General features: G+C 44.9%; 15 protein-coding genes. 2 read left to right on the forward strand and 13 right to left on the reverse strand.

All coding sequences use genetic code 11. The features are described from left to right. Positions 1 to 61: 61 nt before the first annotated feature. The gene (locus Q7P41_RS10975) at positions 62 to 1558 is read left to right on the forward strand and encodes an AarF/ABC1/UbiB kinase family protein (RefSeq protein ID WP_303884238.1); all 1497 of its coding nucleotides are present in this window, start codon (positions 62 to 64) and stop codon (positions 1556 to 1558) included. Between the two features lie 9 nt (positions 1559 to 1567). Here Q7P41_RS10975 and polA read toward each other — a convergent pair whose 3' ends face one another. Next, entirely contained in the window at positions 1568 to 4141 is a 2574-nt protein-coding gene (gene polA, locus Q7P41_RS10980; protein WP_303884241.1) for a DNA polymerase I, read from the reverse strand. Positions 4142 to 4300: 159 nt separating this feature from the next. Between polA and gltX the strand changes: the two genes are divergently transcribed. After that, positions 4301 to 5614 (forward strand): glutamate--tRNA ligase, encoded by a 1314-nt coding sequence (gltX, locus tag Q7P41_RS10985; protein WP_303884243.1) that lies wholly within the window; start codon positions 4301 to 4303, stop codon positions 5612 to 5614. 93 nt (positions 5615 to 5707) lie between these two features. Here the strand turns inward: gltX and Q7P41_RS10990 are convergent, their stop codons facing one another. From Q7P41_RS10990 to mnhG, 12 genes are all read right to left on the reverse strand, one after another. Continuing rightward, entirely contained in the window at positions 5708 to 6112 is a 405-nt protein-coding gene (locus tag Q7P41_RS10990) for a 4Fe-4S binding protein (RefSeq protein WP_303884244.1), read from the reverse strand. A gap of 12 nt (positions 6113 to 6124) precedes the next feature. After that, the gene (locus Q7P41_RS10995) at positions 6125 to 7120 is read right to left on the reverse strand and encodes a respiratory chain complex I subunit 1 family protein (protein WP_303884246.1); all 996 of its coding nucleotides are present in this window, start codon (positions 7118 to 7120) and stop codon (positions 6125 to 6127) included. After that, entirely contained in the window at positions 7117 to 8349 is a 1233-nt protein-coding gene (locus Q7P41_RS11000; protein WP_303884248.1) for a nickel-dependent hydrogenase large subunit, read from the reverse strand. Before Q7P41_RS11000 ends, Q7P41_RS10995 begins: the two co-directional genes overlap by 4 nt. Positions 8350 to 8363: 14 nt before the next feature. Beyond that, complete coding sequence (locus tag Q7P41_RS11005) at positions 8364 to 8909, reverse strand: NADH-quinone oxidoreductase subunit C (RefSeq protein ID WP_303884250.1); 546 nt, start codon at positions 8907 to 8909, stop codon at positions 8364 to 8366. After that, complete coding sequence (locus Q7P41_RS11010; RefSeq protein WP_303884266.1) at positions 8902 to 9369, reverse strand: NADH-quinone oxidoreductase subunit B family protein; 468 nt, start codon at positions 9367 to 9369, stop codon at positions 8902 to 8904. Before Q7P41_RS11010 ends, Q7P41_RS11005 begins: the two co-directional genes overlap by 8 nt. Positions 9370 to 9390: 21 nt before the next feature. Further along, positions 9391 to 9732 (reverse strand): hydrogenase, encoded by a 342-nt coding sequence (locus tag Q7P41_RS11015; RefSeq protein WP_303884252.1) that lies wholly within the window; start codon positions 9730 to 9732, stop codon positions 9391 to 9393. Continuing rightward, entirely contained in the window at positions 9732 to 11291 is a 1560-nt protein-coding gene (locus Q7P41_RS11020; protein WP_303884254.1) for a proton-conducting transporter membrane subunit, read from the reverse strand. Before Q7P41_RS11020 ends, Q7P41_RS11015 begins: the two co-directional genes overlap by 1 nt. Further along, positions 11288 to 11635, reverse strand: coding sequence for a sodium:proton antiporter (locus Q7P41_RS11025; protein ID WP_303884256.1), 348 nt, complete (start codon positions 11633 to 11635; stop codon positions 11288 to 11290). Before Q7P41_RS11025 ends, Q7P41_RS11020 begins: the two co-directional genes overlap by 4 nt. Further along, positions 11625 to 12119, reverse strand: coding sequence for an MnhB domain-containing protein (locus tag Q7P41_RS11030; RefSeq protein ID WP_303884257.1), 495 nt, complete (start codon positions 12117 to 12119; stop codon positions 11625 to 11627). The genes Q7P41_RS11025 and Q7P41_RS11030 overlap by 11 nt, the downstream gene beginning before the upstream one ends. Positions 12120 to 12124: 5 nt before the next feature. After that, positions 12125 to 12394, reverse strand: a complete 270-nt coding sequence (gene mbhE / locus Q7P41_RS11035) for a hydrogen gas-evolving membrane-bound hydrogenase subunit E (protein ID WP_303884258.1) — start codon at positions 12392 to 12394, stop codon at positions 12125 to 12127. Further along, positions 12381 to 12656: a hydrogenase subunit MbhD domain-containing protein gene (locus Q7P41_RS11040; RefSeq protein ID WP_303884259.1), complete on the reverse strand. Its 276-nt coding sequence runs from the start codon at positions 12654 to 12656 to the stop codon at positions 12381 to 12383. The genes mbhE and Q7P41_RS11040 overlap by 14 nt, the downstream gene beginning before the upstream one ends. 2 nt (positions 12657 to 12658) lie before the next feature. Beyond that, on the reverse strand, positions 12659 to 13103 hold a 445-nt coding region (gene mnhG / locus Q7P41_RS11045), incomplete at its 5' end, for a monovalent cation/H(+) antiporter subunit G (RefSeq protein ID WP_303884260.1).

Below are 13103 nucleotides of genomic sequence, written 5' to 3' on the forward strand. Positions count from 1 at the left end.
CAACAAGCATTTTATCAAAATAGGTATATCTCCATATATAATATAATCATCTAACAAAGAGGTGATATTTTTGGGCATTTTAACGAGGGGCAGCGAGCTGGCTTTAAATGCCATACCTTTATTTCTCAAGTTACGCAACTTGAGCTTACGCAGCTATAAGACCATTCCTGAGGATGAGGTTGCAGACATAAAGGCAAGATTTGAACGGCTTGGGCCCTCCTTCATAAAGCTTGGTCAAATGTTAAGCTGTCATTATGACATATTGCCCCCAATAATTGCTGAGGCATTGTCACATCTTCTGGACGAACTACCTCCCTCGCCTACAGACAAGGTATTAAATCTCGTAAATAAGGAACTAGGAACATCGATGAATGAAGTGACTTTTTGGGATCCGAATCCCGTTGGAGCAGCAAGTTTGGCTCAGGTACACAAATGCACCTTAAAAAACGGGCATGTGGCTGCAATGAAAATCTTAAGGCCGGGTGTAGAGCAACTCATCGATGAGGACATAAAAATCATGAGGTTTTTGATCAAAAGACTGCCCAAAACACAGGCATTTCCCATAGATCTCAAGGATACGTTGGATGAGTTCTCGACCAACATAATAAAGGAGCTCGATTTGCTCAGAGAACTTGCCTGTATGAGAAAGTATGGCGAGGGATTGCCCCCCGAGTGGGAAGTAAAAGTACCGAAAGGATACCCCGAATTATGCACCAAAAACGTACTAACCATGTCCTTTCACAGTGGCATCAGATTAGATAAAGCAGTGCAGGGGCTATCCCGGTTTAGACGCCGCCATATGGCTCTCTCTTTGACCAAAACATACTTGTTTAAATTCCTAAAAGACGGCATGGTCCATTCCGATCCGCACTTCGGCAACATCCTAATAGACGAGAATTCTTTGGTGCTTTTAGATTATGGCGCTACCTGTTTTTTATCCGAAAAGATCAGACGTAAATCCATGCTCCTCTTTTGGGGGCTTTTGCGAAGAGATGTAAGTTTAGTTTATAGCAGCCTTGCATCACTAGGGGTAATTCAGGGCCATGTTGATCCTTTGGCCCTTGAGAATGAAATCTATGACTTTCTTGAAGATTATCTCCACAGACCTTTGGGTCAACTTTCACTACCAGATATGTTAAAAGACCTGATTTCACAAAGCCCCATCTGGGGGATAAAAATACCCAAGCCCCTGCTTTATCAAGTTAAAGCTCTATCTATGCTTGAGGGAACGCTCCATACCCTTTATCCGGAAATCGGATTTGAGGAACTGTTAGACGAGAGTTTCCAAGAGGTAACCTCAATATTAAACCTCAAGCCCCTGCTTTTAATGGAGCTGGGCAAGGAAAAGATCAAGCGCGCATTTCTTGACATCTCCTCAACTACCTCTGCTGCTGTGTCAAGCCAAAGGACAGAGAACGTCTCTCATGGTACCACTCGCCTTTTCTCGGTCCTTTCACTACTTATTTTTGGAGTTGGGTTCATAATCTTACCGCAAAGCACTCACTTGTATTGGCTCGCCCTATGGTTGTTTGCCTCTGCCTTCACAATACGAAGGTAAACAAAGACATCACACTTCCGCCAGGGTGTACCCACTTTTTATGTCAACCTCCAGTGGCACGGAAAGCTTCACTACTTCTTCCATGTTTCTTTTAAGAAGCTCGGACACCAGAGCTTCATCCTTAGAATAACACTCACATATTAAAGAATCGTGCACCTGTAAAACTAAATTTGCATCAATATGCTCTGTTTGAAGAGCTTCATCAAAACGTATCATAGCAAGCTTCGTTATATCGGCGGCGGTACTTTGAATGGGAGTATTTATGGCCACTCTTTTTAATGCCGCAGTATTATTACCCTCAACGGTGGTAACCTCGCTCAAGGGCCTTCTCCTGCCGAACAAAGAAAGAGTGTATCCTCTTTTTTTCGCTTCTTCATAGCTTTTTTCTATATATTCCCTCACTTTGGGAAAACCCGAAAAGTAGCGCTCAATAATGGCTTTTGCCTCTTCTCTTCCGATCCCGAGTCTTGAGGCAAGGCCGTAAGGCGTCATGCCGTAAAGCAGGCCAAAATTTATCATTTTGGCCATTCTCCTTAACTCGGGGGAAACCCTTTCGGAATCTATGCCAAAGACCCACGCAGCAGTTTCGGCATGGATGTCTCTGCCTCTTTCGAAAGCCTCACGAAGCTTTTCGTCACCAGATATATGCGCTAGCACCCTCAGTTCTATCTGAGAATAATCAGCCCCAATAAATTTGCCTCCCTGACGGCTCGGTATGAAAGCTTCTTTAAGCCTTATTGCCCAATCGCCATATGCAGGGAGATTTTGAAGGTTGGGATCTCTGCTGCTCAAACGACCTGTCCCCGTACTTGTATGCTCAAAGGTTGTGTGTACCTTTCCAGTTTTTGGATCAATCGCATCGATCAACGGCTGCACAAAACCCGTAAGCATCTTGGATAACTCACGATGATCCAAGAGAAGTTTTGCAACTAAAGCCTCGGGGCGATCCAGGCGACTTAGCTCTTCAAGTACGGTAACATCCGTGGAATATCCCGTCTTTGTCCTTTTGATCACGGGCAATCCCAGGTGCTCAAAGAGCAACCATCCTACCTGTTTCGGGGAATTTAGATTGACCTTTGAACCAGCGGCCATGTCAATGGAAGCATTGACGTCTTCTAAAGTCCTTTCAAGCTTTTCCTTAATTTTCCAAAGAAGATCGAGGTCCATGCGTATTCCGTGCATTTCCATCTTCGAGAGCACGAGCGATAGTGGCACATCTATTCGGTACATTAGTTCGAGTAGCTCGTGATCCATCTGTGCAGACAGCTTTTTACATATATCAAAAAGTGACAAAGCTTCCTCTTTCAGTCCCGCCTCGCTGTTTCTCGCCTCTTTTATCTTCTTTAAACCTTCTTTTGACGTTGACATGTCTGGATGCAGTAAGTAGTAAGCTATTTTCCCGTCCCAGACGTCGTCTGGAGCACAGGGTGACCGTTTTAAGGCTGTTGTTAATTCCTTGAAACCCCAAAGCAATAACCTTTGACCTTTTATCTTTTCCATCAATTTGTCGTAATCTTCAGATTCCCTTGTGTCGATCACGTATACCGAGCCGTCCTTTTTTGCCACAGCGCACTTTGTCATCTTAAAGCTTTGAGGGTACCGCCCTTCGGCCTCAAAAGACAAGGAAACGGTTTTATTTTCATCGTCATGTGCTTTGGTTAGTTGACTCGCCGTTTCGGATCTATCCACGATATCGGGGGTTTTTTTGATCCTCTCATCCTGGACCTTGAGCCCGAGCCTTTCTGGTATTTGCCTGAAACCCAATTTTTCGAATATATCGACTAAAGCCTTATCGTCTCGATGCCCATTTTGCTCGAATACCTTTGGATCTATTTCTAGCGTATCGCGCAGGCGAATAAGTTCTCTCCATTGAAATAACTCTTCTTTTTTCTCCTTCAAATTTGAAGTAATCCTGGGTGGCAATTCGTCCAAATACTCATAAATATTTTCTAAACTACCGTACTTTTGTATTAACGCCGACGCCCTCTTGGGTCCTATCCCAGGGATGCCTGGGATATTGTCCGCCTTGTCTCCAATAAGAGCCAGGTAATCTGGAAAAGATGAAGGGGGGAAGCCAAATTCCTCCTCAAAGGTCTTTTCGTCATAAATCTTAAACGTTGAGACTCCCTTTATGGGCCTCAACACCTTTGCGTTGGCCCTGACCAGCTGGAGCATATCCTTATCAGCTGTCAAGACCAAAATCTCCCCTTTATCCTTTAAAGAGCGCACACAAGAAGCAATGGCATCGTCAGCCTCTACGCCTTCTATCTCCACTACAGGGTAGCCGAAGTGCTTCATAAGCTCTTTAAGTATGGGTATTTGCGCTTTAAATTCCTCTGGTGCTGGCGGCCTTCCTTCTTTGTACTCTTCATATGCCTTGTGTCGAAAGGTCTCGCCCTTTGCATCAAAAAATATCACTACTCGATCTGGTTTTTCGTCGTTTATTACCTTAAGTAGCATATTTAAAAACCCCAGCACAGCGTTGGTAGGTGTCCCATCTGGCGCGTTTAGCTCGGGTAATGCATAGTATGCCCTAAAGGCCAAAGCATGCCCGTCCACCAAAAGAGTCCTTTCTCCGCTCAAAAGATGACACATCTCCTTTATAGTTTTGATACAATTGTAATACAAGTGATGCGCGACTACAAAAATAACTTCTAGCAAGTTTATTAAGTCGAACATGATTTAGCAGCAAGCTATCAGCATATTACATCAAATGCTCTTAATATCAGGAGGTATTAAAATATGACCGAAGAAGTTAGAGTTCGCTTTGCGCCAAGTCCGACGGGAAACCTTCACATCGGAGGTGCCCATACTGCGCTTTTTAACTGGCTTTGGGCCAGACACGAGGGTGGTAAATTTGTGCTTCGCATCGAGGATTCGGACAGAGAACGCTCCACCAAAGAATATGAGGAAAATATATATTCAGGTCTTGAATGGCTCGGCCTTCACTGGGACGAAGGGCCACAAATTGGTGGGCCATACGGTCCGTATCGTCAATCAGAAAGGTTGGACATATACCACAGTTACGCAGACAAGCTTTTAAACGAAGGATTGGCTTACCGTGAAGGTGAAGCCGTCATTTTCAGGGTCATGCCTGGAGAGGTCGTCTCCTTTGACGACATAGTTTACGGTCACATTGAGGTTAAAAGCGAGACATTAAAAGATATTGTACTCATAAAAAGCGATGGTACGCCGACCTATAATTACGCTGTAGTCATTGACGATTTCACTATGGCTATAACACACGTGATAAGAGGCGAAGATCATATCGCTAATACCCCAAAACAAATTTTGCTCTACAAAGCCTTGGGGATAAAACTGCCCGAATTTGCCCACCTTCCAATGATATTGGGAAAGGATAAAAAGAAGCTTTCTAAACGACACGGCGCTACCAGCGTGCTTGAATATAAGGAAATGGGCTTTTTGCCTGAAGCGCTTTTTAACTTCCTGGCCCTTTTGGGTTGGTCTCCCGGGGATAATCGTGAGATCTTTTCCGTAGAAGAGGCAATCAAATGGTTTGACATCAAAGACGTCAACAAACGCGCCTCTGTATTTGACATGGATAAATTACGCCACATCAACCAAGAACACATTAAGCGCATGGATCCCGAGAGGCGCTTAGAAGCGGTAAAACCTTTCTGGGTGGCCCTTGACCTTCCCATCGAAAAACATAGTCCGGAATACCTGGCAAAGGTCCTAGAAATAATGGACGGGAGAGGGCAAACCTTAAAGGAACTGGCAGAATATACAGACTACTTTTTAACCTTTGAACCAGTCAAGGAAAGGGTGGACTTTGAATACACAGAAAACGTCAGGGAAGTGCTTCGTCCCTTTTGCAATGATATGATAAAGCTCTCCCGATGGGACTCGAAGGCTTTGGAAGAATTTGCCAGGGAGTGGAGCGCGAACAAAAAAGTCCCTTTGAAAAAAATAGCCATGCCCTTGAGAATATTGCTAACCGGCACCAAGGTAAGCCCCGGTATATTTGAGGTTATAGAGCTACTGGGCAGGGAGGAAACTAAAAAAAGGCTCGCCCATTGGGGAATTTTGGGTTAATTAAACGGGACAAGGGGTGTTTCACACGTCCTTAAGACCCGAGCTTGAAAGGAACACACAAATTTCATGCTCGGGTCTTTCTTAATTTAGTCGCTAATTGCTTCCTGCAACCACTTGCTTCTTTCGATCGAAGGAGGATAACAAAAATTCGTCGCTCATCGATAAACACTGCACGGGACATATTTCGGTGCACTGGGCACAAAAACAACACCTATCGATATGCACCATTATTTTCTTTTCTTCAGCAATGTAGGATATTGCATTTGCGGGACATACTCGGATGCACAACCTGCATCCGATACACTTGCCCTTATCATATGATATTCTTCCCCTAAAACCTTCAGGCGTAGGCAGGGGCGTATTAATCTTCGCCTCCCCTGCTTCAACTTTCTTTAGAATTGCCGTCAAGTGATCTGGTATGCGCGCAAGCGGAAACAAGTTGGTGAAAGGCTTTTTAATAAACTGTTTTAAAATCATAAGAAACATCTTATTTATCAATTTATGTCCCCCCTAAAAAAGCATCACGTCAAGCGAGACGAGGATCATCCCCGCTAGCGCCAATCCTCCCATTTGAAACCAATAAAACTGGGAAGCCTGCCATATCTTAAACCTTCCGTACATGGTCCTCACGATAGTAATTGCCACAATCTGAACAAGTAAAACCTTTACCCAAAACCATAAAAAATCAATTACGACAAAATAGGCTCCGTTCAAACCGAGCAACTTTCCTAATGAAAACGGGAAAAATAAAGGTACCAACAGCGCAGACATAGCAAGGGACCTCAGGGCAAACGTGAGTTTGAAAAGCGCCAGATTTCTTCCTGAATATTCGGTCAATAACCCCTCTAAAATTTCGGTCTTTGCTTCGGCTATATCCATGGGAACCTTGCCCACCTCCGCCGGAATGACGCCCAACAGTGCCAATAGCAGGGCGAGTAAGCCCATGGCACCTACAAGACCAACGGTCTTCCATACGGGAACGGCGACAAAGGTCTCAAGGCTAAAGGGAGCCCCGGGAACTCCTTTTTTATACACCACCCATGCTAGAGTCAACACCACTAAAGCCAAAGGAAGTTCGTAACTCATCATCAAAACCATCTCTCGCTGAGAACCTACATTGGCGTAAGGAGAACCGCTGGCAAAACCTCCTACGACCATCATCACGGCAGATGCTGCCAGAAGGTAAAGGATTAATATCATGTCTCCGTTTCCCGCCAAAATGGGCGGTATAGAGCCGATTGGTATATAAAGGAAAATCACTAGCACTAGCACCATTGCCATCCATGGAGACGCCTGAAATACCGTCCTAACAGCCCTTCTCGGCACTATAGATTCCTTGCCCAGCAATTTTATTACATCGTAAAAGGGCTGCAGCAAAGGCGGGCCAAAACGCCTCTGCATCCTGGCATGCACGATCCTGTCAATACCTTCATATAAAAGCGCAATGATTATGACAAGACAAAATAGTGCAAATCCTGATATCACCCTTGCGAGTAATGAGTTCATCGATGCATCAGCCTCCTAGTCTTGTCGCGGCATAACTTAATGAGCTCTTCCTTGGTGGTCATAGTAGATGAGCCCTTTTCGTCCACAACTAGCATTCTTTCCATGCAAGAAATGCATGGGTCAATGCTGTTGATGATTAATGGCGCATCGGCAATTTCCTGGTCTTTAAACATGATGGGCCACGACATTGCATTCGCATAAGTCGGCGCCCTTACCTTCCACCATGTAATGTTCTCTTCTCCCTTGGTTAATTTGATGGCATGAGTATCATCGCCCCTGGGAGCCTCTATAGAAGATTGCCCTACGCCCTCAGCTTCCTTTAAAAGGCTAAGCAATTTTGCAGGCTTTGGCTCGTGCATGATAGGTCCATCAGGCAATCCGTCCATACACTTTTTTACTATATCTAAGGACTGATAGACTTCCATAACCCTAACAAAAAACCTGTCAAAGACATCTCCATGAACTTTTCCTAAGTAATCCTGAGGAACGACAGGCTCCACTTCCAGGTCTTCGTACGCCTCATAGGGAGATGACCATCTCAAGTCCATGCGCAATCCGCTAGCCCTTGCAGTCGGGCCTACTGCGCAATATCTTATGGCGTTTTCTTGTGAAAGCACGCCTACATTTCTCATTCTTGCTTTCACGATCGGATCTTCGGTGACTACATTATAAAAGTACGAAAACTCACGGTTATAATAATCGAGCATCTCATTTATAGCTTTTGCAACCTTAGGAGTGATATCCCGGCGTACACCTCCTATAGTTCCTACCCCGTAATTCACTCTGTTTCCCGTCATGGCCTCCAATACGTCCATGACCTTTTCTCGAAGCAACATGCCCAGATTAAAGGCCGAGTCATACCCGAGGGTGTAACAGGCCACACCCGCCCACAGGATGTGGGAATGAATACGCTCAAGCTCGAGCAGGATTGTCCGTATATATTTTGCTCTGGGCGGCACGGGGATACCCGTAGCATCTTCCACTACGCGCACGAAGGAGACTATATGGGCAAAAGAACAAATCCCGCAAATCCTTTCAGCTAAGTAGATCACCTGAATGGGATTTCTTTCTCTTGCCATGTATTCTATTCCCCTGTGTATGGCGCCAGGTCTTATGCGTACGTCGACTATCCTTTCACCGTCCACCTGCAACCACGCGGTGATGGGCTCCTTCAAGCCGACGTGTACAGGGCCAATAGGAATGGTATAAGTCTTATTTTCCTCAGCCATTGTTCATCACCCTTCTAAGAAAGTTCCCTTATGTGTCTCGAAGAAAGCCCCGACTCATCGCGTCGCCATGGGTGAACTTTCTCATCCCAATCTTCGGGCAAAAAAACCAGTGATCGATCTGGTAAGCTTTCGAAAAACACGCCCAACATCTCGTGCATTTCTCGCTCGCTATATTCTATTCCCGGAATGCGATCGTAAAGGGAAGGCACTGAAAGTTCATTTTTCGGCACTAATACCGAGACGACGACGCCAAGTCTTTTGCCGCGCCCAGCGCTTGAAAATAAAGAAAAATGATAATTTAGCAAAATGCAATCTCCTACATCATCACCCGAGATAACGTGAAATATGGGAAAGTCAAATTCAGAAAGAAGATCGACCAACTCGATGAGGGCGTCTTTGCTGCAAGAGATCCAAAGGTCATGGAAGGCCACTTTTTCCTCCTTGCCGGCAGTTCTGGCTCTTATTTCTATATTTTTAATTTTATTTCCTAATTTTTCTTCCAAAAAGGATTTTAGCTCCTCCGCTGGTCTGGCTTCAAAGTTTAGCATTGCCTTATACATTGCCACCGCCTCCCGACTCAAGAAGCTCTTTTCTTTTTTCCTCGAGCTTAACGATCGCCTTGGTCACTCCATCTATGATGGCTTCGGGCCTGGGAGGGCATCCGTGAACATATACATCTACTGGAAGTATGTTATCCACTGGTCCATCCAAATTGTATGATTTATAAAATACGTCACCAGAGGCACCGCAGTTGCCTACGACTACGACGACCTTCGGACCAGGTATTTGAGCGTAAATGCGGCGCAACCGATCAGTCATATATTTCGTAACTGGACCAGTCACAAGGAGCGCATCGGCATGCCTTGGAGATCCCACCAACTTCATTCCGAAGCGTTCTATGTCATACCGCGGCGTAAGCAGAGCCACTATTTCAATATCACAGCCATTACAGGATCCACTGTTGCAGTGAAAAGCCCATATTGACTTTGGTAAAATTCCAAGCTCTTTTTTTATGTCCATCTTAAACATAACACGATCCTCCTACAAAAGAATCAAAAGCGAAATGATAGCAGCCGTGACGATGAGAAAGCCCATATAGTCGGAAAGGATGCCCGTATGAAGATTTACCAGTACTTCATAAAAACTGGCAAGGGCTTTTGTAAATCCCCAGTAAGACGAACTGGCTGGGACAGCCAGATCCTCTCCATCTTGCGGAACTGGATTACCACCGTAAAACACTTCGTCTTGATATGTACCCTTTTCGTAATCGCTCCTGCCCGTAAAGCGAATGAATAAAACTACCAACGCCCCAATGGCAAAAAACATTATCCAGGCATAGACGTTCCAATAACCAAAACCTGTGTATAGGGTCCCAATCGTCATCACAATCCACTCCCCATTACCGCCTGAATGTAGCTGGCCTGATTGACCAAATCACGAGCAGCTGGTTCGATCAAATTAGATAACGCCCAATTTGGCATCAAGCTCAACCCCAAGATCATCAAACACAAAACAGACATGCCTACGATCATGGTTAGAGGAACTTCCCTAGTAGAAGCCAGTTCCTCCCTTGATGGACCCAAAAACCCCGATTGAAAAACCTTCACGAATGAAGCAAGCGTGAGTATGGATGTAACCATCGCCACTACAGCTAAAAAGGGATGAACGACAAAGGACGATTCGTATATCAAAAGCTTCGACACAAACCCGTTGAACGGAGGCAAACCTGCAATTGCTGCGGCTGCCACGGCAAACATCATCGTCGTATAGGGCATATTTCTGGATATACCGCCCAGCTTATCGAGCTCTGTCGTACCCGTAGCGTAAAAAAGCGATCCCGCCGTCAAAAATAACAAGCCCTTGTACATGGCATTGTTTATAATATGAAAAATGCCACCCTTCATCGCTGTAAAGCCATATTCACTCATCGCTTGCGGACTTGATAGCGCTAGCAAACCTAAGCCGATCCCCATAAGCATGTAACCCGTCTGAGAAATGCAATGGTAAGCCATCAATCGCTTGGCTTCCTTTTGAATCACGGCCATAATTACGCCTATGAACATGGAAAGTAAGCCAAAAACTATGATAATCCACGCAAGAACAGACCCTTGAAACGCCTGTCCATACACGGAAAAAGCAATTCTAAACATGCCATAAAGCGAAGCTTGTCCCACAACAACAAGAAAGCAAGAAACTCCAGCAGGCGCCTGACCGTACGCATCTGGCTCCCACATATGCAATGGAACAGCCCCGCATTTCATTGCCATAGAAGTTATGAAAAGTACTAGCGCTACTTTTTCAAGAAAACCAACTTGCATGTTTTTGGCAACAGCAGCCATGTTAAGCGTTCCGTAGATGCCGTAAAGGATGCCCACCCCAATCAAGAACAAAAGTGCGACAAAAATTGATAAGACAGCATATTTAAAACTAGCCTCTACCGCCTCAGGTGAATCTCTCCAAAAGGCGATCAGCCCAAATGACGCCACTGAAGCTATTTCCAGAAAGACAAAAAAGTTAAAGAGGTCTCCAGTCGCCTCAAGGCCAAGCATTCCAGTAAAAAGGAGGAAGAATAGGGCTACAAACTTATTGCCATCGTGTACGCGATCTAAAAATCTTATTGAAAATAAACCGCTCGCCAAGGTAGCCAAAGAACCTGTTAAAATCATAAAAGCCCCAAAGGCGTCAACCTCCATGATAATGCGTATGGGCAATGCCATACCCGAAGGTAAGGTCAAATTCCATTTTTCCCCACCCATAACATATACCATAGTTCCAGATATCCCGACTCGTCTCCACAAAAGGAAGGCTAACACGGTGGTTGCCACCAAAATAAAGGTAAACCACAAATTGCGCAGTATCGGCTTCACCATTAGCAACGCCACAAAAGCTCCTAACAATGGCACGGAAAGGACCAAGGCGGGAAGATGTACCTGCCAGCTCATCCCCTTAGCCTCCTTATCTCATAGACATCTAAAGTTTCGTAGTGCTTGTATAAAAGCATGATCAAGGTCAACAAAAGCGCCGTAGTAGCTAAACCAATTACGATCGCGGTAAGCGTTAATGCCTGCGGAGTAGGTAAAACCATTTTCTTAAAATCACCGGCCAAGGTGTAAACGGGAATGGAGCCTCCAGTCCTATAGCCTAAAACTATAAGAAAAAGGTTTGTAGAGGATTCTACTACGCTCACAGCAATCGCTATTTTTATGATATTGCGCTTAAATAACACTCCATATAACCCTATGACGAACAATGCGCCGACTGCAATCATGGGCATATTATTTATCATCTTCGCTTCCCTCCTTGCCACCTTCCATCACATAACGCATGCCTAAGAACATGAATATGATTATCGTTGACAAACCGCCAACGACCTCAAGACCCACAGCCATATTTGCCAAAGCAATCGTTCCTGAGCTGTTCAAAATACCTGCGTTAGGACCTATGGTAACAGGAGAGCCGAATAGTCCGCCTTTTAACGCCAAAAAATTGTACAAAAAAGTTGTGGATAGGCCTAAAAATCCAATACCTACAAAAGTAATTAGCCCAAGGCCTTCGAAGGCAGTGAAGATATCCATTTTTACCCATTCAAAAAAGCGCTTTCCGCCATGGGCAACTAACAGAAGAGCAATAAAGGTAGCAACTATGGCACCGCCCTGAAATCCTCCACCTGGAGATAAATGTCCATGAATGATCACATAAGCTCCAAAGATTGCCACAAACCAAGCAAAAATATTGCATATAGTTCTGACGACTATCGATAAAGGTTTCATAGTGTCTACTCCTCCTTTCGGAAGAGCGCAGCGACGGACATTACAGCAGTAAAAAGCACTGCAGCCTCTCCCAAGGTGTCAAAACCACGGTAATCAAAGACTATCGATGTTACCACGTTATTGGCCGCACGCTCGCTTTGCGCGTTGGCTATAAAGTAATCATCCATGGCAGGTTCTCTTGGTTCGCCAAAGGGATGAATATCATATAACCCTTGACACAAAATTCCCACGAAGACCACGAAAAAGATTAAATAAATTATCCTAGGACCTTTCATCTTTATCGTTCCCCTTCCTGCGCCAGCCGGATGACTGGCAAGCTCTAAGGGCCATTATATAGATGGCCGTGGTCAACCCAGCTCCGATGGCAGCTTCCGCGATGGCTACATCAGGCGCTTGCAAGATATAAAACTCCAACGAAATGAGCAGGCTCATTGCGCACAAAGAGATCACGGAATTCAGCAAATTATCGAACCAAATTGCAAAAAAAGCGGATATCATAATCGCCAACAGTATAGCAATATGAGCTATGTCCATCATGATCAATTCTCACCCGCCTCTTTTTCCGCCAACTTGTCGACTATCCCCAAAGGTTTAACGCCACTTCTATGTGCGGCACGCGCTATAGCATGTGCGCCTGTAGGATTTGTAATCAGGAGTGCAAATATTGCGATTATGACATGAATGGTGAAGGTTATAAACCTCGGCTCACCTGTTGTTACGTATTTGGATATTGCGTAAACCACTACTGATGCCGAAGTAAAGATGGAACCAAATGTGGTACATTTTGTCGTTCCGTGAAGACGGGTATATACATCTGGGAACCTGTACAAGGCTATAGTTCCTAGCACATTAAAGGTTAATCCTATTCCTAAAAACAGCTTTATCAAAATCGCTACCGTTAATCCGTTCAACTTAAAAACCTCCCTCGACGTGACGTGCGATGAACAAGGTGCCAACGAAAGACAATGCAGCATACACGATCGC

This window comes from Acetomicrobium mobile (genome assembly GCF_937920065.1).

Bases quoted from the DNA above. Each gene is read 5' to 3' on its own strand.
- Q7P41_RS10995 (WP_303884246.1), bottom strand. From the start codon at position 7,120: ATGAACTCATTACTCGCAAGGGTGATATCAGGATTTGCACTATTTTGT.
- Q7P41_RS11000 (WP_303884248.1), bottom strand. From the start codon at position 8,349: ATGGCTGAGGAAAATAAGACTTATACCATTCCTATTGGCCCTGTACAC.
- Q7P41_RS11020 (WP_303884254.1), bottom strand. From the start codon at position 11,291: ATGAGCTGGCAGGTACATCTTCCCGCCTTGGTCCTTTCCGTGCCATTG.
- Q7P41_RS11030 (WP_303884257.1), bottom strand. From the start codon at position 12,119: ATGAAACCTTTATCGATAGTCGTCAGAACTATATGCAATATTTTTGCT.
- Q7P41_RS11015 (WP_303884252.1), bottom strand. From the start codon at position 9,732: ATGACGATTGGGACCCTATACACAGGTTTTGGTTATTGGAACGTCTAT.
- Q7P41_RS11005 (WP_303884250.1), bottom strand. From the start codon at position 8,909: ATGTATAAGGCAATGCTAAACTTTGAAGCCAGACCAGCGGAGGAGCTA.
- Q7P41_RS11010 (WP_303884266.1), bottom strand. From the start codon at position 9,369: ATGGACATAAAAAAAGAGCTTGGAATTTTACCAAAGTCAATATGGGCT.
- mbhE (WP_303884258.1), bottom strand. From the start codon at position 12,394: ATGAAAGGTCCTAGGATAATTTATTTAATCTTTTTCGTGGTCTTCGTG.
- Q7P41_RS11025 (WP_303884256.1), bottom strand. From the start codon at position 11,635: ATGATAAATAATATGCCCATGATTGCAGTCGGCGCATTGTTCGTCATA.
- Q7P41_RS11040 (WP_303884259.1), bottom strand. From the start codon at position 12,656: ATGATGGACATAGCTCATATTGCTATACTGTTGGCGATTATGATATCC.
- gltX (WP_303884243.1), top strand. From the start codon at position 4,301: ATGACCGAAGAAGTTAGAGTTCGCTTTGCGCCAAGTCCGACGGGAAAC.